The following is a 24345-nucleotide window of genomic DNA, read 5'->3' on the forward strand; positions in this document are numbered from 1 at the left end:
ACATCAGTTATTCAAGAGCCCGCGGCGCACGCCGCGGGCTCTTGAGTAGGTAAGGTACATAGGGGATTGCGGGCGCCCGTCCGTCCACAGCGCGAAGGTTAAGGAGTTGTTCACGAATGTCAGGTGGAGAAATCGCCGGGCTCATTGCCGCCGGAGTTTTTGCAGTGCTGGTTGCGCTGCTCGCCATTCCGGTGTGGAAGCTCGGAAAAGTCTTCGACGAACTCCGCCAGGCCATCCGATCCGTCAGCGAGGGCACGACCCCACTGATCGACGAGGTCACCAGCACAGTGACTACCACCCACCAACAGCTGAAGCACGTCGATGGCATCACGTCGAACGTTTCGGACGCATCCGCCAATATTTCCGCACTCTCCTCGCTCGTCGCCGCAACAGTGGGCTCGCCGCTGATCAAGGTGGCGGCTTTCTCCTATGGCGTGCGCAGCGCGCTGGCTTCCCGGCGCAAGCCGGCTTCCCGCCGTCGTAGTCGCTGAACTCCGGCTGCCCGTCCAGAACGCACGCACAACAGACGAGGATTTCTTGATGATCAAGAGGGTTTTCTGGCTCGCGGCAGGCGCTGCCATCGGTGTAGTAGCTGTACGCAAGGTCGCCGCGATGAGGTCGGCTGTCGGTCTTGAGGGGCTCAACCGCGCCGTCGCGCAGCTCACCGACAGCGTCGCCGACTTCGCTGACGCACTCCGTCAGGGAATGCAGGAACGTGAGACGGACCTGCGCACCGCCCTGGGAATCGACTCAGAGCCCCGTCCGTGACGGCAGATCACGCCCGCCCCCAAAGACACCGCCTCTGCGCACCGTGCGCACGCAACACCGAAGGATCCCCATGAAGTCGCAAGAGATCGCCCGTCGCTGGCTTGACTACTTCGAAGGGCAGGGGCACACCCGCGTGCCGTCTGCCTCGCTCGTTTCCAGCGATCCGTCGCTGCTGTTCACCGTCGCCGGTATGGTCCCGTTCATTCCGTATCTGACGGCTCGGGAAGTGCCCCCCTACAGCCGCGCAACCAGCATCCAGAAGTGCATCCGCACCGCCGATATTGAAGAGGTCGGAAAGACCGCGCGTCACGGCACCTTCTTCCAGATGTGCGGAAACTTCTCCTTCGGAGACTATTTCAAGCAGAACGCAATCCGGATGGCGTGGGAGCTCCTGACCAGCAGTGTCGAGGACGGCGGTTTCGGTCTGCCTGCTGACCGGCTGTGGGTCACTGTCTACCAGGACGACGACGAGGCACTGGCCATCTGGCGCGACGAGGTCGGTTTCCCCGTTGAGCGAATCCAGAAGTTCGGCAAGAAGGACAACTACTGGAATACCGGGCAGCCGGGTCCGGGCGGACCGTGCTCCGAGATTTTCTACGACCGCGGCGCTCAATACGGCAAGGACGGCGGGCCGGAGGCGGACGAAGACCGCTACATCGAAATCTGGAACCTCGTCTTCATGCAGTACCGGCTTTCAGCAGTGCGCAGCAAGGACGACTTCGACGTTGCAGGCGAGCTGCCCCAAAAGAACATCGACACGGGCCTCGGCCTGGAGCGACTCGCGATGGTCCTCCAGGGGGTTGAGAACATGTACGAGACCGACCAGGTTCGTCCCGTCCTGGACAAAGCCGCGGAACTCTCGGGTCGCGAATACACCAGTGCAGAATCCGACGACGACCCTCACCACCAGGACGATGTACGGATGCGGGTCGTGGCTGACCACGTGCGCTCTGCCCTGATGCTGATCACGGACGGCGTGACTCCTTCCAACGAAGGTCGCGGCTATGTCCTCCGCCGCCTGATCCGCCGTGCCGTACGCGCTATGCGCCTCCTCGGCGTCGAGAAGGCGTGCCTGCCCGACCTCCTGCCCGTCTCCCGCGACGCGATGAAGGGCGTCTACCCGGAGGTCGAGCGCGACTTCGAACGCATCAGCCGCATCGCCTACGGAGAAGAGAAGGCGTTCCTGCGCACCATCGCTTCCGGAACCGCGCGACTCGAGGAAGCCGTGCGGGAGTCCAAGACCGCAGGGCGTGCACTGTCCGGCGATGAGGCCTTCAGCCTTCACGACACCTACGGATTCCCCATCGATCTCACGCTTGAAATGGCTGAAGAAGCCGGAGTAAAGGTTGATGCGGACGGTTTCCGCGCCCTGATGCTCGAGCAGCGCCAGCGCGCGCAGGCCGATGCACGCGGCAAGAAGGCCGGCCATGCAGACATGACGGTGTTCAACGAACTGCTGGCAACAGGCGAAACTGTCTTCACCGGTTACGACGAACTGACCACCGAAGCGGTGGTGCGCGGCATCATCAGCAACGGTGCGTCGGTGCCCGTGGCTCGGCAGGGCGAGGAAATCGAGCTCATTCTGGATCGCACGCCCTTCTATGCTGAAGCGGGCGGACAGGCTGCCGACGTCGGGCTGATCACCGGAAACGGCTTCTCGGTCGAGGTCACCGACGTTCAGCGGCCTATCAAGGGCCTCAGCGTGCACCGTGCCCTTGTGAGGGAGGGAGAGATCACCCAGGACGCGCTGGTGACAGCCGCCGTCGACCGTCAGCGCCGCCACGCGGGGGAGCAGGCCCACTCCGGAACGCACATCGTGCACGCGGCACTTCACCAGGTTCTGGGTCCCGAGGCGCTGCAGCGCGGTTCGTTCAACAAGGCCGGTTACCTCCGCTTCGACTTCTCCTGGGGCGAGGGCATCAGCTCCGCGGCGCGGTCTGAGATCGAGGAAGTATCGAATCTTGCGATCCGCAGCAACCACACCGTCGAGACAAAGGTGATGGGCCTCGATGACGCCAAGGCTCTGGGCGCAACCGCACTATTCGGCGAGGCCTACGGAGACCGGGTGCGCGTCGTCGAGATTGACGGTGCCTGGTCGCGCGAGCTGTGCGGCGGCACACATGTCGAGTCGACGTCGCTCATCGGTACGCTGACCCTTCTGGGCGAGCAGTCGGTCGGTTCCGGCAACCGCCGTGTCGAGGCCCTCGTCGGCATGGACGCTTTCCGGCATGCGGCAGCCGAACGTGCGCTGGTTACGGAGCTGTCCGACATGCTGAAGGTGCCCGCTCCCCAGTTGCCCGAGCGTCTCAGCGCAACCCTCAACCGGTTGAAGGCCGCAGAAAAGGAATTGGAGCGCCTGCGCAAGGAGCAGCTTTCCAACGCCGCGGCGGCCCTGGTCAACACGGTCCAGGATGTTGACGGAGTCAGGCTGATCACGCACGACGCCGGCACCGTGGGCAGTGCTGATGACCTCCGCAACCTCGCGCTCGACCTGCGTGGACGGTTGGGCTCGGGTCCCGCCGTTGTTGCTGTAGCCGGAGTCAGCAAGGATCGCCCGGTGGTCCTCGTGGTCACCAATGACGAGGCACGCGGCGCGGGCGTTAAGGCGGGAGCCTTGGTGCGCACCGCGGCGGGCATTCTCGGCGGCGGCGGTGGCGGTAAGGATGACATGGCGCAGGGCGGCGGGTCGGATCCGGCGAAGGTACCTGCGGCTCTGGATTCCATCCGTGCTGCAGTCTCGGCACGGTAGCCGGAGTTCCAGTCCCGTGGTTTCGGAGAACTACCCCCGCGGAGTGAAGATCGGCGTCGATGTCGGCATGGTCCGCGTCGGGGTTTCGGCAAGCGACAGGGACGGGCTTATCGCCACGCCGGTGTGCACGCTCAACCGCGATACGCGGAAGAACCGTGACCTGCGTCTGTTGCTCCGGAACATTCAGGAGCTCGCAGCCGTTGAGGTATTCGTCGGGTTGCCCCGCAACCTAAGCGGTACCGAATCCGCCTCTACGGCCATGGCTCGGGATTACGCTGCGGCACTCGTTGACACCCTCGTGGATGCGGGACTGGACGTACCCGTGCGGTTGATCGACGAGCGGCTGACTTCAGTTTCGGCCCATCGATCACTTCGTCAGGCTGGATTGAACAGTCGGGAACACCGTAAGGTGGTAGATCAGGTGGCAGCCGTGGAGATACTCCAACACGCCATCGACATGCAACGGAACCTTGAGCGGGATGTGGGGGAGCCGGTCGTTCAACATCGGCGGCGGAATCTTGACCACCCGTCGCCGGCCTCTTCCGAGGAGTTAGACATTTCGCAAACCTACAGTGGGAGGAAAGAGGAGCAGTGAGCCATCGTCATCCTCCTTTCCCGGCAGCTGATCACGGCGCCGAGCAGCACCCGGACGACTACTTCGAAGACCACTATCCAGTGCATCCGGAGCCGGTGGAACAATTCTTCGAGGCGGACCTTCCATCCCGCCGAACCCGTAGACCGTCCAAGGCGCGCCAGCGCCGTCGCAGGCGCAGGACCATCGTCATGCTGGTCGTTGTCCTGGGTTTCATCGGCGTGGTGGTTGCCGTTGCGATGTTCCTGCGGAGCCTCCTCGGCGTTGGTGAGGTGACGGATTACGCCGGTCCCGGAACCGGATCAGTGACCTTTACCGTCGATGCGGGCGCGGGGCCCCTGATCGTCGGCAACGGCCTCGAGCAGCAGGACATCGTGGCCAGCTCGGAGGAATTCCTCAAGGCGCTCTCCTCGGTTGCTGACGGCCGGGTCATCCAGCCCGGTGACTACGAGATGAAGTACCAGATGAGTGCCGAGGAAGCAGCACAGGCGCTGCTGGCCGAGGGAGGCGCGGGAGTTCACTACGCCGCCGTCGCCCGCGATCTGAGGCAAAACGAAGTTTTTGACATCCTCGCGGAATCGACCGGGATCCCTCGGGAAGAATTCGACGCCCTGGCTAAGGATCCCACCCAGTTCGGCATTCCGGAACAGTCGCCGACCCTTGAGGGCTACCTCTACCCCGGCGAGTACAGGTTTGACCTGGAGATCAGTGCCACCGAGGTGATCCAGCAGATGGTGGACAACACCCATGCGGCTCTTGAGGAAGCAGGCGTGACTGATACCGCTGAGCAGTATCGGATCCTGACTATCGCCAGCATCGTTCAGGCGGAGGCAGGCCAGGCCGACTACGCGCAGGTTGCCGGGTCGATCATGAACCGTTTGGGCCCGGACAACACGGAGACCAACGGCCTGATCCAGTCCGATGCGACGGTCACCTACGGCCTGAACCGCAAGAGCTACAACCTGACGGACGAGGAAAAAGCCGACAAATCGAACCCGTACAACACGTACGCGAACGAAGGTCTGCCCGTGGGCCCGATCGGCTCCCCGAGCGCGGAAGCGATCGAGGCGGCGGTCAACCCGGCTGACGTCCCGTATTACTACTGGGTCACTGTCAATCTGGACTCGGGCGAGACGAAGTTCTCGGAAACTCTCGCCGAACATGCGCAGTACGTTCAGGAGTACCAGGCATGGTGTGCCGACAACGCCGGAAGGTGCGAATAGGTGGTGCCTGACGAGGCGCCGGCCCCGTATCGGGCCGGCGTCATTGGTCATCCCATTGCCCATTCAAAATCCCCGCGGCTGCACGGTGCTGCCTACTCCTACCTCGAATTCGCGTGCGACTACTCGGCCATCGAAACACCGCCGGACGCGCTCGAGGGCATCATGCGCGAGCTGCGGGCAGATTCCACATGGCGTGGATTGTCCGTGACAATGCCGCACAAGGCGGCGGCGCTGACGTATATGGATGAGCTGGCGCCCGGAGTCGCTGACCTGGGCGTCATCAATACTGTGCTTCCCGTCGGGGAGGGCGCTCATCGCCGCCTGGTCGGCCACAACACCGATGTCGAGGGCATAGTTCGAGCCGTCCGGCACGCCGGCGCTGGATCCCCGCGGCAAGCCCTGGTACTCGGTGGTGGCGGCACCGCTTCGGCGGCTGTCGCTGCGCTGGCTCGCATGGGAGTCGAGCTGGTGGATGTCTGCGTCAGGTCCACCCACAAGGCGCAGCCGCTGATCGCTCTGGGTGAGCGTTTGAACACCGCCGTGCAACTGCAGGATTTCGACGCCGCCGCCGACCTGTGCGTGGTTGCGCCGCTTGTCATTTCGACACTGCCGCCGCATGGAGCAGACGGCCTGGCCGCCGCACTGCAGCGTATGCCCGACTCGATGGGCGAGTCCGCCCAGGCAGCGCCACGCGTGCTGCTGGACGTGGCCTACGACCCGTGGCCGAGTGCACTCGCAAGCGCGTGGTCATCGCGTGGCGGCGCCATCGTTCCCGGGCTTGAGATGCTGCTCTACCAGGCGGTTGCGCAGGTGAAGCTCTTCACTGGAGACGTCTTCAGGGACGAGGCCGCTGTCATAAATGTGATGTGTGACGCGGTGGAGGCTCCCCGGCGCTAGCAGGCCCCGCTGACCGTGGCAGGATGGACGTTATGTTGCGTTGGTTGACGGCCGGGGAATCCCACGGCCCTGCTCTGGTTGGAATCATTGAGGGAATGCCCGCTGGCGTCGAGATTGCGAGCGAGTCCATTCAGGCGGCTTTGGCTCGTCGGCGTCTGGGATACGGCCGTGGTGCCCGGATGAAGTTTGAACAGGACCAGGTACGAATCATCGGCGGCGTCCGGCATGGTCTGACCCAGGGCGGCCCCGTTGCCGTCGAGGTGGGAAACACGGAATGGCCAAAGTGGGAGCAGGTCATGTCCGCTGATCCGGTGGACGCCGCCATCCTCGAGAACTCGGCCCGCAACGCACCGTTGACAAGGCCTCGCCCGGGGCACGCTGACTTCACCGGGATGCAGAAGTACGGCTTCGATGAGGCGCGGCCGGTGCTTGAACGCGCAAGTGCCAGGGAAACAGCGGCGCGGGTAGCCCTCGGTACCGTTGCGGCGCAGTTCCTGTCCGCTCTCGGTATCGAACTCGTCAGCCATACCGTCGCCGTCGCCTCCGTCGCGGTTCCGGAGGGTTCCGAGCTGCCCGGGCCCCGAGACGTGCTGGCGCTGGATGAAGATCCGCTGCGCTGCTTCGACCGCGACACCTCCATCGCCATGGTCGCCGAAGTCGATGCAGCCCACAAGGAGGGTGAGACACTCGGCGGCGTTGTCGAGGTCCTCGCCTACGGTCTCCCTCCGGGACTGGGAAGCTACGTTCACTGGGACCGCAGGCTGGACGCCCGCCTCGCCGGTGCACTCATGGGAATCCAGGCGATCAAGGGCGTCGAGGTCGGTGACGGCTTCGAGACCGCGCGTCGGCGCGGTTCCGCAGCCCATGACGAGATTGTCCGCGAGGACAGCGGACGCATCGGACGCGCCACCAACCGCGCAGGCGGCATCGAAGGCGGCATGAGCATCGGTGACGTTCTGAGGGTGCGTGCTGCTATGAAACCAATCGCCACCGTGCCCCGGGCACTCCAGACCATCGACGTCACCACGGGCGACGCCGCCAAGGCACACCACCAGCGCTCGGACGTCTGTGCTGTCCCCGCGGCGGGAGTGGTTGCCGAGGCCATGGTCGCCCTGGTTCTCGCGGAAGCAGTAACCGAGAAGTTCGGCGGCGACTCCGTTGAGGAGACGAGGCGCAATCTCAACTCCTATCTCGAGAACATCCCGGCGGCGCTGAACTCGGTTACGTCCTGATGTTGCCGGCGGCTGATCGACCGCTGGTACTCATCGGTCTGATGGCCACCGGCAAGTCGACCGTCGGTCGGCGCATCGCTGTCCGGCACGGTTGGCGGTTCATCGATACGGACGCGGAGATCGTCGACCGGCACGGACCAATTCCTGAGATTTTCGCCAGCCGGGGTGAACCCGAGTTCCGCCGCATTGAGGCCGATATCGTTTCGCAGGTCCTGTCAGAGGCTGAAAAAGAGGCGGGACAAGGTACAGTCATCTCCCTCGGCGGGGGAGCAGTACTCCACAGCGCAACGCAGCGCCTCCTGCAATCGGCCTTCGTGGTGTTCCTGGACGCTGACCTGGCGACGGTTCTGCCGCGCCTGGCCGGTGACACCGGCAGACCGCTCCTGGCCGGCAACGCCGGCGAAACCTGGGCCCGTCTCGACCGGGAACGGCGCCCAATTTACGAAGCGCTGGCGGACGCCGTGATCGACACCCGGGATGCTACCCCCGATATCGTCGTTGACCGCCTCGAGGCGCAGCTGCGCCGCACTAAGTTCACAGAGGAAGGGACTCTCGGCAATGACCGCTGAACCTACTGCAATCCGCGTCACGGGCAGCGCCCCGTCGGAAAACTACGACGTCGTTGTGGGGCGGGGACTGCTCGACCGGCTATCGCCGCTGCTGGGTGAACGCGTCCGGCGCGTTCTCGTGATTCACCCCCGGGCTCTGCGCTCCACCGGAGACACTGTGCGGGAGCAACTGGACGGTGATGGGTTCACCGCCGTCACCGCCGAGATCCCTGACGCCGAAGAGGGCAAGCACATCCAGGTGGCAGCGTTCTGCTGGCAGGTCCTCGGCCAAAACGATTTCACCCGGTCAGACGCAATAGTGGCTGTCGGGGGAGGCGCGGTGACCGACGTCGCCGGTTTCGTTGCTGCAACCTGGCTGCGCGGCGTCAAGGTGGTCCACCTGCCCACTACGCTGCTGGGCATGGTCGACGCCGCAGTGGGTGGCAAGACGGGGATCAACACCGCCGAGGGCAAGAACCTCGTCGGGGCTTTCCATCCGCCGGCAGGCGTGCTTGCCGATCTGGATGCGCTCCAGACCCTGCCGGCCAACGAACTCATCACGGGCATGGCAGAGGTGGTGAAGTGCGGCTTCATCGCCGACCCGCGAATCCTCGAACTGATCGAGTCGGATCCGGAAGCTGTGAGGAACTCCAACAGCGAGGTCGTCCGCGAGCTCGTGGAACGGTCAATCGCAGTCAAGGCCGCCGTAGTGTCCGAGGATCTCAAGGAATCGGGGCGACGAGAGTTCCTCAACTATGGACACACTCTTGCCCACGCCATCGAACTGGCGGAACGGTACTCCTGGCGCCACGGCGCTGCTGTCTCGGTAGGGCTGGTTTTCGCGGCGGAGCTCTCCCGTATGGTTGGACGGCTGGACGACGCGATCGCGGACAGACATCGCGCGATTCTGGAGTCGCTGGGGCTTCCGGTGACCTACCGCAAGGACCGTTGGGCAGCGCTGTTGGATGGAATGCGGCGCGACAAGAAGGCCCGCGGCGATCTGCTTCGCTTCGTTGTGCTCGACGACGTCGCCCGCCCGGGGATCCTCGAGGTACCGGACACGTCGCTCCTCTTCGCCGCATACCAGGAGATCGCTTCCTGAATCCGGTTCGTCCGGCAGGGTAGACTGGACTCTGGTCTTTTGGCGGGCAGATCCCGAGCAGTCGTGCGCTGCGCCTGCTGCGACGCAAAGCCAACCATCAGTCAATCGACGAAAGAGAACCCGTGGCCACCACGAACGACATCAAGAATGGCACCGTCCTCAAGCTCGAGGGAAACCTCTGGAACGTGCTTGAATTCCAGCACGTCAAGCCCGGCAAGGGCGGCGCCTTCGTCCGCACCAAGCTACGCAACATCCTTTCGGGGAAGGTTGTCGACAAGACGTTCAACGCCGGGCTCAAAATCGAGACCGCCACGGTGGACCGCCGCGACTACCAGTACCTGTACAAGGACGGCGACGACTTCGTGTTCATGGACACCACGGACTACGACCAGATCACGGTCCCGGGTGCAACCGTAGGCAGCGCAGAGAACTTCATGCTCGAGAGCCAGATGGCAACAATCGCGATGCACGAGGGTTCACCGCTCTATCTCGAGCTGCCGCCGTCGGTTGTCCTCGAAATCACCTACACCGAGCGGGGCCTGCAGGGCGACCGCTCCACCGGAGGCACCAAGCCGGCCACCGTGGAAACCGGGTACGAGATCCAGGTGCCGCTGTTCCTCGAGACGGGCACCAAGGTGAAGGTTGACACCCGCACCGGTGAGTACCTGGGACGCGTCAACGAGTGAGCGCCCGTAGCAAAGCACGGCGCAGGGCTCTGGATATTCTGTTCGAGGCCGAGCAGCGTTCCGTCTCGCCGATCGAAGCACTTCAGGGTCGCCGTGAGAAGACAGATACGGTCATTAACGAGTACTCGGTGGAGATCATTGAGGGCGTCATGGCCCACGGCACCCAGATCGACGAATTCCTCAGCACCTACTCACAGGGGTGGACGCTGGACCGGATGCCGGCCGTGGACCGCATGATTCTCCGCGTCGGCTCCTGGGAACTGCTGTACAACGAGGATGTCCCGGATACGGTTGCCGTCAGTGAGGCCGTCCAACTGGCGACCATGCTCTCAACTGACGAGTCGCCCGCCTTCATCAATGGCCTGCTCGGCAGGCTGCAGCAGCTCAAGCCGACACTGCTCGCGTAGTCGGCACCCACTGCGTCCGTGCGCCGCTGGTTCAGAACCGGCGCCCGGACGCTGCTGCAATGATCTGCCGGCGGGCGGCGTTCAGTTCATGGAGCAGATCCGCTTCGAGCTCCGGATCTGCCGCAGCTGAATGTCCGGCGCGAAGCCGTTGACGCACGAAAGCGAGCCGTACGCCGGTTCTGACGAAACGCTTCATTGCGGGTCCGGCCCCGATGCGCCGAGCCCAGGCGAGAGCTGACGAGCGACCCCTCGCGGAGGCAACCATGTCCACTTCCTGGCCGGTGAGCCAGCCCGAACCGGCGTATTCGGCCAGTCGCTGATAGGTCACCGCGCGTTCTGCCCGCTGCAGTCCTATCACCACGGCGATCACCGCGAGGAACAGCGGCACCTGAACGAGGAAGTAGAACGAGAAGAAGTCGGTGAACAACACCACGAGACCTCCGTTCCACAACATGTGCCCGGCGATTGCAGGCACAAGTCCGAGAATGAACGCTAGCGCCAGCCTGCCCCTGGTGCGGCCTTTCGCAACCGCAATGCCGAGTACCAGGCCCAGCGCACCGGTGAACATGACGTGTGCGAAAGGTGAGAAGAGTCCGCGCATCACGAAGACGGTGATCAGCCCGCCCAGTCCCGCCGGATCTGCCAGCGCTGACCCGAAATACAGGATGTTCTCGGTGAAGGCGAAACCTGCGGCCACCGTACCGGCGTAAACGATCCCGTCCACCGGCCCGTCGAAATGGCTGCGGCGGGATGCCACCAGAATGAGGACACCCAGTCCTTTCGCCACCTCTTCGACCAGCGGAGCCTGAAAGACAGGACCGACGACGTCCGCGGTCGCGCCGTCCAGCCCCTCCGTCAGAAGCAGTGTGACGGTTGGACCAAGCAGAAGCGTCACGGCAACGGACATCCCCGCACCCCAGAGAAAGGCGAACACGAGCGCACCCCGGGGCTCCGGATCCCACCGATCGACCCAGCGGATGCCCGCAAGGCAAATTGCCAGCGGCACGAGCGCCAGTGCCGCGCACAGAATCAGGGCCGAGGTGCCAAGCTGTGCTGTTACCAGCGCTGCGACTCCGGCGAGCACGAGGCCCGCGCAGATGAGCAGAAGTGCGTTGACGACGGCGGCGCCTGCAGGGGAGGAGCGCTTCCTCCCAGGCGCTGCGAGCCCGGCGGCAGGGTGTGGAGCGGGTGGGACCGACGGCCCCGTGTGCACCTGCTGCCACATCCCCAGCGGGGGCCGCTGCCCTGGTTGAGCCTGCAGGCCCGAGCGGCGCTGGAAGTTCCCCGAGTTCATACTCATCCACACAGGATAGGTGGACCGGACGCCTGTGGTAGTTTTGAACGCGCAGCCAACCCTTTAAAGGCCGTCCTGTGAGGCGGAGAAGGAGGACGCGTTCCTTGAGTGTACCCAGCCCTGAATCCGGAGGATTCGTGTTCCGCACGGTCCTCGGAGAAGCTGACATAGATCGGGCCTTGACCCGTATCGCCCACGAGATCCTCGAAGCCAACAAGGGCTCCCAAGATCTGGTGCTGCTGGGAATTCCGCGCCGCGGATTCCCCCTCGCGCAGCGTCTGGCGCGCAAGATAGCGCGCACAGATCCCGCAGTGAACCCGGACGCGATGGTCGGACGGCTCGACGTCACGATGTTCCGGGACGACCTGCGTAAGCACCCCACCCGGCCCCCGGGTCCCACAAAACTGCCTCCCGCCGGTATCGATGACAAGGTGGTCGTGCTGGTGGATGACGTGCTCTATTCCGGGCGCACCATCCGTGCAGCGCTGGACGCCATCGTTGACATCGGGCGGCCCCGCGTCGTCCGTCTGGCGGTACTGGTCGACCGCGGGCACCGTGAGCTGCCGATCCGCGCGGATCACGTCGGGAAGAACCTGCCCACCTCATCCGCGGAAAAGGTTCGGGTAAGGATCACTGAGGTGGACTCGGTCGACGAAGTAGTGATTGAAGGTCCGGCATGAAGCACCTCCTGTCCACCGAGAACCTCTCGGCCGCGGACGCCATCCGGATCCTCGACACGGCCGAAGAGATGGCCTTGGTCGGCGAGCGGGAAGTAAAGAAGCTTCCCGCTCTGCGCGGGCGGACCGTTGTCAACCTGTTCTTCGAGGATTCGACGCGGACCCGTATCTCTTTCGAGGCCGCGGCCAAGCGCCTGTCAGCCGACGTGATCAACTTCGCAGCCAAGGGCTCGTCTGTGTCCAAGGGCGAATCGCTCAAGGACACGGCACAAACCCTTGAGGCAATGAGCGCCGATGCCGTGGTCATCCGGCACTGGGCGTCGGGCGCACCGGCGAGGCTCGCGGCCTCGGACTGGATCGACGCTGCTGTGGTCAACGCCGGTGACGGCACCCATGAGCACCCGACACAGGCGCTGCTGGACGCATTCACGCTCCGCCGGCACTGGTCGCAGATTGCGGGCAGGGCCTCCCTCGGTGAGGACCTGCGGGGCCTTCGCATCGCTATCGTCGGGGACGTCCTTCACTCCCGCGTGGCCCGATCCAACCTGTGGCTGCTGACCACCCTCGGTGCTGAAGTGACGCTCGTCGCCCCGCCGACCCTTTTGCCCGTCGGGATTGCGGACTGGCCCTGCAGGGTCAGCTTCGACCTTGATGAGGTGCTCGCCACAGGCCCGCACGCCATCATGATGCTCCGGGTCCAGGGCGAACGGATGAATGCAGCCTTTTTCCCCTCCGCCCGCGAGTATGCCCGCACCTGGGGTTTCGACGACGATCGCCTGGCTGCGCTGGAAGTATCCGCAGGCAAGGACACCATCATCATGCACCCCGGCCCCATGAACCGGGGCCTCGAAATCTCGTCGGCCGCAGCCGACTCCCCCCGTTCGACGGTCCTGGCCCAGGTACGCAACGGCGTATCGGTCCGCATGGCCGTGCTGTACCTGCTGCTTTCAGGCGATGACTCAACGCAGCCGACCCCCGCCCAGGAGGCAACAGTATGACGACCACCTACCTGATCAAGGGCGCCACCACGGCCGCTGGTGAAACCGGCGTCGACGTGCTCGTCGCGGACGGGCGTATCGCTGAGCGGGGACGATCCCTTTCATCGGCCGGTGCCGTCGTGGTCGACGCTGACGGGCTGGTCCTCCTGCCCGGCATGGTGGACATCCACACGCACCTCCGCGAGCCGGGGCGTGAGGATGCCGAAACAGTGGAGACCGGCACACGCGCGGCGGCGATGGGCGGTTACACGTCTGTGCACGCCATGGCCAACAGCATGCCGGTGGCTGATACCGCGGGCGTGGTGGAACAGGTTTACGCACTCGGCCGGCGGGCCGGCTGGGTCGATGTCCGTCCGGTGGGCGCCGTCACCGTTGGCCTCGCGGGGGAGCGGCTCGCCGAACTCGGCGCGATGGCGCAGTCCAGGGCGGGTGTGCGGGTCTTCTCCGACGACGGCATCTGCGTGTCCGATCCGGTACTCATGCGCCGCGCGCTCGAGTACGTGAAAGCGTTCGACGGCGTGGTCGCCCAGCACGCGCAGGAGCCCCGCCTCACCGAGGGCGCCCAGATGAACGAGGGCGCAGTGTCTGCTGTCCTGGGCCTGGCGGGATGGCCGGCCGTGGCTGAGGAGAGCATTATCGCCAGGGACGTCCTGCTGGCTCAGCATGTGGGCTCGCGCCTCCATGTGTGCCATGTGTCAACGGCCGGTTCGGTTGAGATCATCCGCTGGGCGAAGCAGCGCGGGGTCAACGTGACAGCTGAGGTCACGCCCCACCATCTGCTGCTCACCGACGAACTGGTCCGTTCCTGGAATCCGGTCTACAAGGTGAACCCGCCGCTACGGACGAACGACGACGTCACTGCGCTCCGGGAGGCCCTGGCCGACGGGACGATCGACGTCGTCGGAACCGACCATGCGCCGCACCCGTCCGAGCACAAGGAATGCGAATGGGCGCAGGCCGCGATGGGGATGACCGGCCTTGAGACCGCACTCTCGGTAGTCCAGCACGCCATGATCGAGACCGGGCTGATGGACTGGGCGCGCTTCGCGGAGGCGACGTCCATCCTTCCCGCTCAGATCGGACGGGTTCAGACCCAGGGCAGGCCGCTGGCAGCCGGTGAGATGGCAAATCTCACACTGGTGGATCCTGCAGCCAGGTGGACGGTCGATCCCCATAAAATGGCTACCAAGGGCCGCAACAGTCCCTTCGCCGGCCTCGAACTGCCGGGCGCCGTCGTCGCAACCTTCTTCGCCGGGCATCCCACGGTGCTGGAAGGGCGGCTCAACACACCGCATCCCGATGCACAAGGGGACTGAAGCGTGGACGTAGCAATAACAGCCGTCGCCATATCCTTGGCCGCCATCGTGCTGCTGGCGGGGCTGATGGCAGTGGGCTGGAGAAACCGCCTCAAGCGCCAGCAGACGCTCAGTGCGCCCGCGGATGCCCCGGAGGACCGGGGAGCACCGGTTTACGCGGCCGAAGGCCAGTACGTCGTCACCACCACAGGCGGGGACTGGCTGGACCGGGTCACAGCGCACGGACTGGGAAACAAGGCCACCGCAACTGCGGCCGTCTATTCACACGGTCTGCTGTTCGACCGCTCCGGAGACACAGAGGTGTACATCGCCAGGCAGAACCTGACCGGTGTGCGTCTGGAGCGGGGCATGGCCGGAAAATTCGTCGAGAAGGACGGACTGGTGGTCGTGTCCTGGACGATGGACTCGCACACTTTCGATACGGGTTTCCGGACCAGGTACGCGGCGGACAAACCGCAGCTCCTGGCAGCGATCAGTGAGCTGATCGAGGACACCGACCCCCTGACCAACCCCACAAGCAAGGAAGTACAGTGACAACACACGCGGGAGTAACAGGAGCCGGTGCCGCGGCGGTTTTGGTCCTCGAGGACGGGCGGACTTTCCGTGGGCAGAGCTACGGCGCTCAGGGCACCGCCCTTGGCGAGGCCGTCTTCGCCACCGGGATGACCGGGTACCAGGAAACGATCACCGACCCGTCCTACGCGCGGCAACTGGTGGTCCAGACAGCGCCGCACATCGGCAACACCGGTGTGAACCGCGACGACGCCGAGTCCCGCCAGATCTGGGTCGCCGGCTACATCGTCCGTGACCCGGCCCGGCGTCCCTCGAACTGGCGCTCTGAAAAGAGCCTCGATGACGAACTCGCCGAGCAGGGCGTTGTGGGAATTCAGGGTGTCGACACCCGCGCGATCACCCGGCACCTGCGGGAGCGCGGCGCCATGAAGGCAGGAATCTTCTCCGGCTCCGACGCCGCCCGCAGCGACGCCGACCTGCTGGCCACAGTCAACGGGCAACACAGCATGGAAGGCTCGCGGCTCGCGGAGGAAGTGAGCGTGGACTCCCGCTACGTCGTCGAACCTTCCGACCACGGCTGGGAGGGAGAGCCCCGCTTCACCGTTGCCGCGCTGGACCTCGGCATCAAGGCCATGACGCCCAAGCACTTCGCCCAGCGCGGCGTGCGGACCGTCGTGATGCCTGCCACTGCAACGTACGACGACGTCGTAGCCGTGGGGGCCGACGGCGTCTTCATGTCGAACGGGCCTGGAGATCCCTCCACGGCGGACGCCCAGGTGTCGCTGCTGCGCCAGGTCCTCGATGCGAAGACCCCGTTCTTCGGCATCTGCTTCGGGAACCAGATCCTCGGCCGTGCGCTCGGCTTCGGGACGTACAAGCTCCGCTACGGGCACCGGGGAATCAACCAGCCGGTTCTCGACCGCCGCACGGGCAAGGTGGAAATCACCAGCCAGAACCACGGTTTCGCCGTCGACGCGCCGCTGGACGGCCCGGTTAACGCTCCCGAGGAGCGCTTCGGACGTGTCGAGGTGAGCCACGTCTGCCTCAACGACGACGTCGTTGAGGGACTCGCGTGCCTGGACCTGCCGGCCTTCTCGGTTCAGTACCACCCGGAGGCGGCCGCCGGTCCGCACGACTCCGCGTACCTGTTCGACAGGTTCATCGACTTCATGGCTGAGGCTGCCCGCTCGGGCTCCGACGAGCTTGATGCTTCCGAGGTCTCCAAAGCACCCACCCCCGCGCAGGAAGAAAACTAGATGCCCCGCAGAACCGACCTCACCTCCGTCCTGGTCATCGGATCGGGACCCATCGTCATCGGCCAGGCGGCCGAGTTCGACTACTCAGGCACCCAGGCTCTGCGCGTGCTGAAAGAGGAGGGAATCAGGGTCATCCTGGTCAACTCCAATCCGGCCACCATCATGACGGACCCTGAGTTCGCTGACGCAACCTACGTCGAGCCGATCACCCCGGAGGTGGTCGAGAAGATCATCGCCAAGGAGCGGCCGGACGCGATCCTTCCCACCCTGGGCGGCCAGACGGCTCTCAACACCGCAATCGCGCTCGACAAGAACGGCGTACTTGAGAAGTACGGCGTTGAACTCATCGGCGCGAACATCGCGGCCATTGAACTTGGCGAGGACCGCGAAAAGTTCAAGGGCGTCGTCGAGCGCTGCGGGGCGGAGTCTGCCCGCTCGGCCATCATCCATTCGCTGGACGAAGCCTTCGCCGCTGCGGGAGACCTCGGTTACCCCATGGTGGTCCGGCCCTCCTTCACCATGGGCGGGCTGGGGTCCGGTCTGGCCTACAACGAGGACGACCTGCGGCGAATCGTCGGCCAGGGCCTTCAGTACAGCCCCACCAGCGAAGTCCTGCTTGAGGAGAGCATTCTCGGGTGGAAGGAATACGAGCTGGAGATGATGCGCGACAAGAAGGACAACGTCGTCGTCGTCTGTTCCATCGAGAACTTCGACCCGGTCGGTGTCCACACCGGAGACTCCATCACGGTGGCTCCCGCGCTAACGCTGACCGACCGCGAGTACCAGCGGCTGCGTGACATCTCGATTGCGGTCATCCGCGAGGTGGGCGTCGATACCGGCGGCTGCAACATCCAGTTCGCGGTGGAACCGGATACCGGGCGGGTAGTGGTCATCGAGATGAACCCCCGGGTATCCCGCTCCTCGGCACTGGCGTCGAAGGCGACCGGTTTTGCGATCGCGAAGATCGCCACGAAGCTTTCCCTGGGCTACACCCTGGACGAGATTCCGAACGACATCACCCGCCAGACCCCGGCATCCTTCGAGCCGACCCTGGACTACGTCGTCGTCAAGGTGCCGAGGTTCGCGTTCGAGAAGTTCCCCGCAGCGGATGACACCCTGACCACCACCATGAAGTCCGTCGGCGAAGCGATGGCCATGGGCCGGAACTTCACCGAGGCGCTGCAGAAGGCGCTGCGGTCCCTTGAACAGAAGGGCTCCCAGCTCCGCTTCGACCGCGTCAGCGAGTTCGATGTGCCTGAACTCGTTGAAGCCGCAAAGCGCCCGACCACGGAACGCCTGTCCCAGGTCCAGCGCGCGCTGCTGGGCGGTGCGAGCGTCGACGAGCTCTACAAGGCCACCGGAATCGACCCCTGGTTCCTGGATCAGCTGGTCCTGCTCAATGAGGTTGCGGAAACCGTCCGCTCGACGGGACTGAAGCCCGAGACCCTGCGGCTGGCCAAGCGCCACGGCTTCTCGGATGAGCAGATCGGCCTGCTCACGCACACCCCTGAGGCAGTGGTTCGCGGGGTGCGTCATGCACTCGATATCAGGCCGGTCTTCAAGACGGTGGACACCTGTGCGGCGGAATTCGCTGCTTACACGCCGTACCACTACTCCTCCTACGACGAGGAGGACGAAGTGGGCCTGCATGCAAAGCCGTCCATCATCATCCTCGGCTCCGGCCCCAACCGCATCGGGCAGGGCATCGAGTTCGATTACTCCTGCGTGCACGCCACCATGGCGCTGCGCAAGGCGGGTTACGAGACGGTCATGGTCAACTGCAACCCCGAGACGGTGTCCACGGACTACGACGTCTCCACCCGGCTGTACTTCGAGCCGCTCACCCTGGAGGATGTGCTCGAGGTCATCGCTGCCGAGGAGCGCACCGGCGGCGTCATGGGCGTCTTCGTCCAGCTCGGCGGGCAGACCCCTCTGAAGCTGGCACAGGAGCTCGCTGACGCAGGGATCCCGATCCTCGGCACCTCGCCGGAGGCTATCGACCTCGCGGAACACCGCGGAGAGTTTGCACGGGTACTGGCCGAAGCCGGACTCATCGCCCCGAAGAACGGCACAGCGGTTTCCTTCGAGGACGCACGCGCAATCGCCGACGAGATCGGTTACCCGGTCCTGGTCCGCCCCTCGTATGTTCTGGGCGGGCGCGGCATGGAGATCGTGTACGACGAGGCGCACCTGTCGCGCTACATCCTCAACGCCACCGAGATCACACCGGACCACCCGGTTCTGATCGACAGATTCCTTGAAGACGCAGTTGAGATCGACGTCGATGCGCTCTATGACGGTAAGGATCTGTATCTGGGCGGCATCATGGAGCACATCGAGGAAGCCGGTATCCACTCCGGCGACTCCGCCTGCGTCCTGCCGCCGATCACCCTGGGTACCGATGTCCTGGAGCGGGTAAGCGTGGCAACCCACGCGATCGCCGAGGGCGTCGGAGTCCGCGGCCTGATCAACATCCAGTTCGCGCTGGCTTCCGATGTGCTCTATGTGCTCGAGGCGAATCCGCGTGCTTCACGCACCGTACCGTTCGTCTCCAAGGCGACAGGTGTGCAGATGGCCAAGGCGGCAGCCCTCATCGGAACCGGCGTCACTATCCACCAGCTCCGCAGTGCGTACAAGATGCTGCCCGAAACCGGTGACGGTTCACGCCTGCCGCTGTCCGCCCCGGTGTCCGTGAAGGAAGCTGTGCTGCCGTTCAGCCGATTCCGCACACCCGAGGGGACAGTGGTCGATTCGCTGCTCGGCCCCGAGATGCGGTCCACGGGTGAAGTCATGGGCATCGACAAGCACTTCGACACGGCATTCGCGAAGAGCCAGGCTGCTGCCAACAACGCGCTGCCCACCCATGGCAAGGTCTTTGTCTCCGTCGCCAACCGCGACAAGCGCTCGATCATCATGGGCGTCAAGCGGCTTTCGGACCTCGGTTTCGAGATCGTCTCCACGGGCGGCACCGCCGACGTCCTGCGCCGCAACGGCATCCAGGCAACGCCCGTCCGCAAGGTTGCCGAAGGAAGCAGCGCCGAAGGCGAGGGCACGATCGCGGACCTGGTGGTGGCAGGGGAGATCGATATGGTCTTCAACACACCGTCGGGCGGGGAAGCGCGCAGCGACGGGTACCAGCTGCGCGCCGCAGCGACCTCGATCGGCATCCCGTGCATCACTACCGTTGCGGAGTTCAATGCCGCGGTGCAGGCGATCGAGGCGCTTCGTACCTACCAGTGGTCCGTGACCAGTTTGCAGGACCACGCCCGCGCCGTCCGCGGCGAAACTGTGCCGGACCCGGTCGGAGCCTGACGGTGACGGCGACCTTCGGGCAGCGACTGGCGGCCGCCGTCGAACGTCTCGGGAATCTCTGTGTGGGCGTCGACCCGCACCCAGCGCTGCTGAGTGCGTGGGGGCTTCCCGATACGCCGGACGGCGTCGAGCGCTTTTCCGCGACGGTCCTTGAGGCCGTCGCGGGACAGGTGGCGGTCATCAAGCCGCAGGTCGCCCTTTTCGAGCGCCTCGGTTCGCAGGGTATGGCCGCGTTGGAGCGGTTGTTGTCCCGCAGCGCGGAGGCCGGCGTGCTGACGATCGCCGACGCCAAGCGGGGCGACATCGGTTCCACGATGGCAGGCTACGCTGATGCCTGGTTGCGCGATGGATCCGCCCTGGCGGCGGACGCGCTCACGCTGAGTCCGTACCTGGGCTTCGAGTCGTTGCGTCCTGCGTTGGACGCGGCCCGGGAAACCAACCGCGGCGTGTTCGTCCTTGCTCTGACCTCAAATCCGGAGGGCGCATCGGTACAGCACGTGGGAGGGGAGGACTCGGTCGCCCGGCGGATCGTCGAGGCAGCCGCAGCAGAAAACCGCGACGGCGCACCCGGCTCAGTAGGACTGGTGATCGGTGCCACTGCCGGGGAGGCCGTGCGTCGCCTTGGACTGGACCTCTCCACGCTCAACGGTCCGATTCTTGCGCCCGGAGTGGGAGCACAGGGGGCTGGGCAGCGTGAGCTTCGTGACACTTTCCGGGGTGCGACGGGCCTTGTCCTACCGAACTCGAGCAGGGAAATCCTGAGCGCGGGTCCCACAGTGGAGGGTCTTCGCAAGGCGGCAGCCGCCACCCAAAGAGCGGTGGACCTGTCCCGCGGCACCGGTTCCGGGACGGATTGATTTTCGGTCAGCCGAGCAGATAGGTTCAGTGCAAGCCCAATCTCCAGACCCGTGACTGCCGGTGTTCGACCGACGGTTCAACTGCCTAGGGAGCCCGAGTGAGCCTCAAGCCTCTCACCGATAGCGAACGAACACTGGCGCGGGAAAAAGCGACGGCGGCGCGGGCTGTTCGGGCGGAGCTGAAGTCCCGGCTGAAGTCCGGTGAGATTACGGTGGCCGAGGTGATCAATGGTTCAGGCCAGGAGGAAGCGATCGGCCGCCTCCGGGTGCTGGACCTGTTGAAAGCCTTGCCCGGGGTGGGGGAGAAAAGGGCTGCAGGCATCATGGACGCCGTGGGAATCGCAGCCACCCGCAGGGTGCGGGGCCTCGGCATCCACCAGCGCAAGGCTCTCGTTGAGCACTTGACGCACCATCCGGTGAACAATCGCCACTAGAGAAGGAAGTATTCGTGAATCAGCCGCGGCTGACCGTACTCGCGGGCCCCACGGCTGTGGGCAAAGGCACCGTTTCCACTTACATCCGTGACAACTACCCCGAAGTGGAGTTGTCCGTTTCGGCCACGACGCGTCCTCCCCGGCCGGGTGAGACAGACGGTGTGCACTACCACTTCGTCTCACCCGAGGAGTTCGACGACCTTGTGGCGACCGGACAGATGCTGGAGTGGGCAGTCGTCCACGGGCGGAACCGCTACGGCACGCTCCGGCGCACGGTGAAAGCCGCCATGGACGCCGGTAAGACCGTATTGCTGGAGATCGATCTGCAGGGCGCGCGTCAGGTGAAGGAGAGTATGCCGGATGCCAACTTCGTCTTCCTGGCGCCTCCCAGCTGGGAGGAAATGGTGCGACGACTGATCGGTCGGGGCACCGAAACACCCGAGGAACAGCAGCAGCGCCTTGCAACCGCTAAACTGGAACTTGCTGCCGAACCGGAATTCGACCACACCGTGGTCAATGACGACGTTCAGCGCGCAGCAGATGAGCTTGTTTCATTGATGGGCCTGACCGCGCACTCGCACTGAAAAGCACGCGCACCAGCTCTACGGCCCAGCGACTATTGGAGATTTTGTGTCTACTCACCCCGAAGGCATCATCAACCCGCCGATCGACTCCCTGCTGGAAGCGTCGGACTCGAAGTACGCCCTCGTGATCTACGGTGCCAAGCGCGCACGCCAGATCAACGCTTACTACTCGCAGCTCCATGAGGGCCTTTTCGAGTATGTTGGTCCGCTGGTGGAAACCAAGCTGAACGAGAAGCCGCTGTCCATCGCACTGCGCGAGATCAACGAGGGCATGCTCGTCGCTGCTCCCGCCGAAGCGTCGGAGTAAGCGCGCCGCCGGTCAGTCAAAGGTACCGACGTGCGTATCATCCTGGGAGTTGGAGGAGGGATCGCCGCCTACAAGGTGGCGTCCCTCCTGCGTTTGTTCACTGAGGCCGGCCACAACGTAACGGTCATACCCACCGAAGCGGCCCAGCGGTTCGTGGGCACTGCCACCTGGGAGGCGCTCTCGGGAAACCCCGTCAGCAACAGTGTGTTCGAGGCCGTCGACCAGGTCCGCCATGTGCGTCTTGGCCAGGAAGCGGACCTGGTGGTCATCGCGCCGGCCACCGCGGATCTGCTGGCCAGGGCAGCCGCCGGAATGGCGGATGACCTGCTCACAGGCTCCCTTCTGGTGACGCGCGCCCCGGTGGTTTTCGCGCCTGCCATGCATACCGAGATGTGGCAGCACCCGGCCACTGTGGCGAATGTCGAGACCCTGAGGCGACGCGGCGCCGTCGTGCTTGAACCGGCCGTTGGGCGTCTCACGGGGACTGATACCGGGCCGGGAAGACTGCCCGATTCCGAAATCATCTATGCCGCAGCGCTCAAGGTCTCCTCCGGGCAGACCGCGCCTGGCGCCCGCCCACTGGCAGGACGCACGCTCACCATCACGGCGGGCGGCACACGCGAGCCGCTGGACCCGGTCCGGTTCCTCGGGAACAGGTCATCGGGAAAGCAGGGCGTGGCGCTGGCCGCAGCCGCCCTGGAAGCGGGCGCGACGGTCCATTTCATCGCGGCCCATATGGATGTACCGCCACCGGCGGGAGTCGAGCTGACACTCGTCGAGACCGCTGAAGAACTGCGGGAAGCGACCCTGAAGCTCGCCCAGCACTCGGACGCCCTCATCATGGCGGCTGCCGTTGCGGATTTCCGGCCTGAGTCGGTCTCCGAGACCAAGGTCAAGAAGCGCGACAACGGCGAGAACCCGGTCATCACGCTTACCCGCAACCCGGACATCCTCGTGGAAACCGTGCAGCAGCGGCGCACCCTCGGCTCGCCGGCAGTGATTGTAGGGTTCGCGGCGGAAACCGGGGATGAGGACGCCACCCCGCTCGCGCATGGGCTGCGGAAGCTACAACGCAAGGGCTGTGACCTGCTCGTCTTGAACCGTGTCGGCCGCTCGCTGGTCTTCGGTCAGGACTCGACCGAGATAACCATTCTGGATGCCGGCGGTGCCGAGCCGGAAACGGTGAAGGGAACGAAAGTCAGCGTGGCCCAGGTCGTCGTGCAACGAGTCGCCGAAGCCCTGACCGCAGCGGGAAAGCCCGCCTGAGCCATCCTTCGGCGTGACCATTGTGGGAGTGCTTCCGCCGTAGCACCCGGTCACACAACCCGCCAGTTACATCGCCTGACCAAGTAGAGTGATCACGTGAATTCACCCCATACGCCTAGCCCTTCCTTGCGATTGTTCACCTCAGAATCGGTGACGGAGGGCCATCCGGACAAGATCTGCGACCAGATCAGTGACGGCATCCTCGATGCGTTGCTGGAAGCGGATCCACGCTCCCGCGTGGCGGTGGAGACCCTCGTCACTACAGGACTGGTCCATGTGGCCGGCGAAGTGACCACGGAAGCCTATGTGGAGATCCCCGAGATCGTCCGCAAGACCATCCTCGGCATTGGTTATGACTCCTCGGCGAATGGTTTCGACGGTGCGCGCTGCGGCGTATCGGTGTCCATCGGCCAGCAGTCGCCCGAGATCGCTTCAGGCGTTTTCACCTCCCTTGAGAGCCGCGAGGGCACCAGCACCGATCCGTACGATGCCCAGGGCGCCGGTGACCAGGGCATCATGTTCGGCTATGCCAGCGATGAGACGCCGGTTCTGATGCCTACGCCGATCTGGCTGGCGCACCGGTTGTCAGAGCAGCTCACGGACGTCCGGAAGGACGGCACGCTGCCCTATCTGCGGCCCGACGGCAAGACGCAGGTCACCGTGGGCTACGACGGCGACAAGCCCGTCAGCGTCGACTCGGTCGTGATCTCGTCGCAGCACGCACAGGAAGTCGACCTCGAGACGCTGCGCGCCGACCTGGTGGAACACGTCATCACGCCGGTTCTGGCCACCTCGCACCTGGACGTCTCGAACGTCCGTCACATCCTGAACCCTGGCGGCGAATTCGTGATCGGCGGGCCCGTGGGTGACGCCGGTCTGACCGGACGGAAGATCATCGTCGACACGTACGGGGGAATGGCGCGCCACGGCGGCGGTGCCTTCAGCGGCAAGGATCCCTCGAAGGTGGACCGGTCAGCCGCATACGCGATGCGCTGGGTGGCCAAGAACGTTGTGGCTTCGGGACTTGCCCGCCGCGCGGAAATCCAGATCGCCTACGCCATCGGAATGGCGCACCCCGTTGGGATTTACGTAGAGACCTTCGGCACGGAACAGGTCGATCCCGCTGCCATCGGATCGGCGATCAATGAGATCTTCGATCTCCGCCCCCTGGCCATCATCAACTCCCTGGACCTGCTGCGCCCGATCTATCAGAAGACCGCCGCACACGGGCACTTCGGACGCGAGGGCGAGGGTTTCAACTGGGAACTCACCGACCGCACGGACGAACTCAAGAGCTACTTCAACGCCTAGGAACCGTCCCGAGCCG

The 24345-nt window shown here is 64.8% G+C and carries 24 protein-coding genes; 23 read left to right on the top strand and 1 reads right to left on the bottom strand.

From position 1 onward, the window contains the following. Positions 1–116 precede the first annotated feature (116 nt). The 11 genes from AC5RU3_RS05000 (at position 117) to nusB (ending at position 10204) form a co-directional block, all read left to right on the top strand. Positions 117–491 carry a DUF948 domain-containing protein gene (locus AC5RU3_RS05000; protein ID WP_309069987.1) on the top strand — a complete coding sequence of 125 codons (375 nt, stop codon included), beginning with the start codon at positions 117–119 and terminating at the stop codon, positions 489–491. A 49-nt stretch (positions 492–540) separates the two neighbouring features. Continuing rightward, positions 541–768, top strand: coding sequence for a DUF6167 family protein (locus AC5RU3_RS05005; protein WP_493964978.1), 228 nt, complete (start codon positions 541–543; stop codon positions 766–768). 70 nt (positions 769–838) lie between these two features. Continuing rightward, the gene (gene alaS / locus AC5RU3_RS05010; RefSeq protein WP_309123781.1) at positions 839–3517 is read left to right on the top strand and encodes an alanine--tRNA ligase; all 2679 of its coding nucleotides are present in this window, start codon (positions 839–841) and stop codon (positions 3515–3517) included. Between the two features lie 16 nt (positions 3518–3533). Next, a complete protein-coding gene (ruvX, locus tag AC5RU3_RS05015; RefSeq protein ID WP_309069990.1) occupies positions 3534–4112 on the top strand; it encodes a Holliday junction resolvase RuvX in 579 nt (192 codons plus the stop codon). After that, the gene (gene mltG, locus AC5RU3_RS05020) at positions 4109–5332 is read left to right on the top strand and encodes an endolytic transglycosylase MltG (RefSeq protein WP_309069991.1); all 1224 of its coding nucleotides are present in this window, start codon (positions 4109–4111) and stop codon (positions 5330–5332) included. Before ruvX ends, mltG begins: the two co-directional genes overlap by 4 nt. Next, a complete protein-coding gene (locus AC5RU3_RS05025; protein ID WP_309069992.1) occupies positions 5333–6229 on the top strand; it encodes a shikimate dehydrogenase in 897 nt (298 codons plus the stop codon). A gap of 32 nt (positions 6230–6261) precedes the next feature. After that, positions 6262–7461, top strand: coding sequence for a chorismate synthase (gene aroC / locus AC5RU3_RS05030; protein WP_493965146.1), 1200 nt, complete (start codon positions 6262–6264; stop codon positions 7459–7461). Beyond that, a complete protein-coding gene (locus AC5RU3_RS05035) occupies positions 7461–8030 on the top strand; it encodes a shikimate kinase (RefSeq protein ID WP_493964979.1) in 570 nt (189 codons plus the stop codon). The genes aroC and AC5RU3_RS05035 overlap by 1 nt, the downstream gene beginning before the upstream one ends. Continuing rightward, positions 8020–9111 carry a 3-dehydroquinate synthase gene (gene aroB, locus AC5RU3_RS05040; protein WP_493964980.1) on the top strand — a complete coding sequence of 364 codons (1092 nt, stop codon included), beginning with the start codon at positions 8020–8022 and terminating at the stop codon, positions 9109–9111. Before AC5RU3_RS05035 ends, aroB begins: the two co-directional genes overlap by 11 nt. A gap of 122 nt (positions 9112–9233) precedes the next feature. Next, positions 9234–9797, top strand: coding sequence for an elongation factor P (gene efp / locus AC5RU3_RS05045; protein ID WP_309069995.1), 564 nt, complete (start codon positions 9234–9236; stop codon positions 9795–9797). Further along, the gene (gene nusB / locus AC5RU3_RS05050; protein ID WP_309069996.1) at positions 9794–10204 is read left to right on the top strand and encodes a transcription antitermination factor NusB; all 411 of its coding nucleotides are present in this window, start codon (positions 9794–9796) and stop codon (positions 10202–10204) included. The genes efp and nusB overlap by 4 nt, the downstream gene beginning before the upstream one ends. A gap of 31 nt (positions 10205–10235) precedes the next feature. Here nusB and AC5RU3_RS05055 read toward each other — a convergent pair whose 3' ends face one another. Beyond that, entirely contained in the window at positions 10236–11504 is a 1269-nt protein-coding gene (locus AC5RU3_RS05055) for a PrsW family intramembrane metalloprotease (RefSeq protein ID WP_493964981.1), read from the bottom strand. Positions 11505–11602: 98 nt separating this feature from the next. Between AC5RU3_RS05055 and pyrR the strand changes: the two genes are divergently transcribed. From pyrR to metK, 12 genes are all read left to right on the top strand, one after another. Continuing rightward, positions 11603–12178 (top strand): bifunctional pyr operon transcriptional regulator/uracil phosphoribosyltransferase PyrR, encoded by a 576-nt coding sequence (gene pyrR / locus AC5RU3_RS05060; RefSeq protein ID WP_309069998.1) that lies wholly within the window; start codon positions 11603–11605, stop codon positions 12176–12178. After that, positions 12175–13173, top strand: a complete 999-nt coding sequence (locus AC5RU3_RS05065; protein WP_309069999.1) for an aspartate carbamoyltransferase catalytic subunit — start codon at positions 12175–12177, stop codon at positions 13171–13173. The genes pyrR and AC5RU3_RS05065 overlap by 4 nt, the downstream gene beginning before the upstream one ends. Then, the gene (locus tag AC5RU3_RS05070; protein WP_309123784.1) at positions 13170–14489 is read left to right on the top strand and encodes a dihydroorotase; all 1320 of its coding nucleotides are present in this window, start codon (positions 13170–13172) and stop codon (positions 14487–14489) included. The genes AC5RU3_RS05065 and AC5RU3_RS05070 overlap by 4 nt, the downstream gene beginning before the upstream one ends. 3 nt (positions 14490–14492) lie before the next feature. Beyond that, on the top strand, positions 14493–15023 hold the full coding sequence (locus AC5RU3_RS05075) for a PH-like domain-containing protein (RefSeq protein WP_309070001.1): 531 nt from the start codon (positions 14493–14495) through the stop codon (positions 15021–15023). Next, positions 15020–16258, top strand: a complete 1239-nt coding sequence (gene carA, locus AC5RU3_RS05080; protein WP_493964982.1) for a glutamine-hydrolyzing carbamoyl-phosphate synthase small subunit — start codon at positions 15020–15022, stop codon at positions 16256–16258. Before AC5RU3_RS05075 ends, carA begins: the two co-directional genes overlap by 4 nt. Then, a complete protein-coding gene (gene carB / locus AC5RU3_RS05085) occupies positions 16259–19570 on the top strand; it encodes a carbamoyl-phosphate synthase large subunit (RefSeq protein ID WP_493964983.1) in 3312 nt (1103 codons plus the stop codon). After that, a complete protein-coding gene (gene pyrF, locus AC5RU3_RS05090) occupies positions 19567–20427 on the top strand; it encodes an orotidine-5'-phosphate decarboxylase (RefSeq protein ID WP_309070041.1) in 861 nt (286 codons plus the stop codon). Before carB ends, pyrF begins: the two co-directional genes overlap by 4 nt. A gap of 98 nt (positions 20428–20525) precedes the next feature. Continuing rightward, positions 20526–20861, top strand: a complete 336-nt coding sequence (gene mihF / locus AC5RU3_RS05095) for an integration host factor, actinobacterial type (protein ID WP_309070004.1) — start codon at positions 20526–20528, stop codon at positions 20859–20861. A 14-nt stretch (positions 20862–20875) separates the two neighbouring features. After that, positions 20876–21445, top strand: a complete 570-nt coding sequence (gmk, locus tag AC5RU3_RS05100) for a guanylate kinase (RefSeq protein ID WP_309070005.1) — start codon at positions 20876–20878, stop codon at positions 21443–21445. Between the two features lie 46 nt (positions 21446–21491). After that, positions 21492–21752 carry a DNA-directed RNA polymerase subunit omega gene (gene rpoZ, locus AC5RU3_RS05105; protein ID WP_309070006.1) on the top strand — a complete coding sequence of 87 codons (261 nt, stop codon included), beginning with the start codon at positions 21492–21494 and terminating at the stop codon, positions 21750–21752. Positions 21753–21782: 30 nt separating this feature from the next. Continuing rightward, positions 21783–23018 (top strand): bifunctional phosphopantothenoylcysteine decarboxylase/phosphopantothenate--cysteine ligase CoaBC, encoded by a 1236-nt coding sequence (gene coaBC, locus AC5RU3_RS05110; protein ID WP_493964984.1) that lies wholly within the window; start codon positions 21783–21785, stop codon positions 23016–23018. Positions 23019–23114: 96 nt separating this feature from the next. Then, the gene (gene metK / locus AC5RU3_RS05115) at positions 23115–24329 is read left to right on the top strand and encodes a methionine adenosyltransferase (protein WP_309070008.1); all 1215 of its coding nucleotides are present in this window, start codon (positions 23115–23117) and stop codon (positions 24327–24329) included. Positions 24330–24345 lie beyond the last annotated feature (16 nt).

The sequence above is a fragment of the Arthrobacter sp. MDB1-55 genome, assembly GCF_059092925.1.

Bases quoted from the DNA above. Each gene is read 5' to 3' on its own strand.
- AC5RU3_RS05005 (WP_493964978.1), top strand. From the start codon at position 541: ATGATCAAGAGGGTTTTCTGGCTCGCGGCAGGCGCTGCCATCGGTGTA.
- aroC (WP_493965146.1), top strand. From the start codon at position 6,262: ATGTTGCGTTGGTTGACGGCCGGGGAATCCCACGGCCCTGCTCTGGTT.
- AC5RU3_RS05000 (WP_309069987.1), top strand. From the start codon at position 117: ATGTCAGGTGGAGAAATCGCCGGGCTCATTGCCGCCGGAGTTTTTGCA.
- AC5RU3_RS05035 (WP_493964979.1), top strand. From the start codon at position 7,461: ATGTTGCCGGCGGCTGATCGACCGCTGGTACTCATCGGTCTGATGGCC.
- AC5RU3_RS05070 (WP_309123784.1), top strand. From the start codon at position 13,170: ATGACGACCACCTACCTGATCAAGGGCGCCACCACGGCCGCTGGTGAA.
- carB (WP_493964983.1), top strand. From the start codon at position 16,259: ATGCCCCGCAGAACCGACCTCACCTCCGTCCTGGTCATCGGATCGGGA.
- AC5RU3_RS05065 (WP_309069999.1), top strand. From the start codon at position 12,175: ATGAAGCACCTCCTGTCCACCGAGAACCTCTCGGCCGCGGACGCCATC.
- alaS (WP_309123781.1), top strand. From the start codon at position 839: ATGAAGTCGCAAGAGATCGCCCGTCGCTGGCTTGACTACTTCGAAGGG.
- AC5RU3_RS05055 (WP_493964981.1), bottom strand. From the start codon at position 11,504: ATGAGTATGAACTCGGGGAACTTCCAGCGCCGCTCGGGCCTGCAGGCT.
- aroB (WP_493964980.1), top strand. From the start codon at position 8,020: ATGACCGCTGAACCTACTGCAATCCGCGTCACGGGCAGCGCCCCGTCG.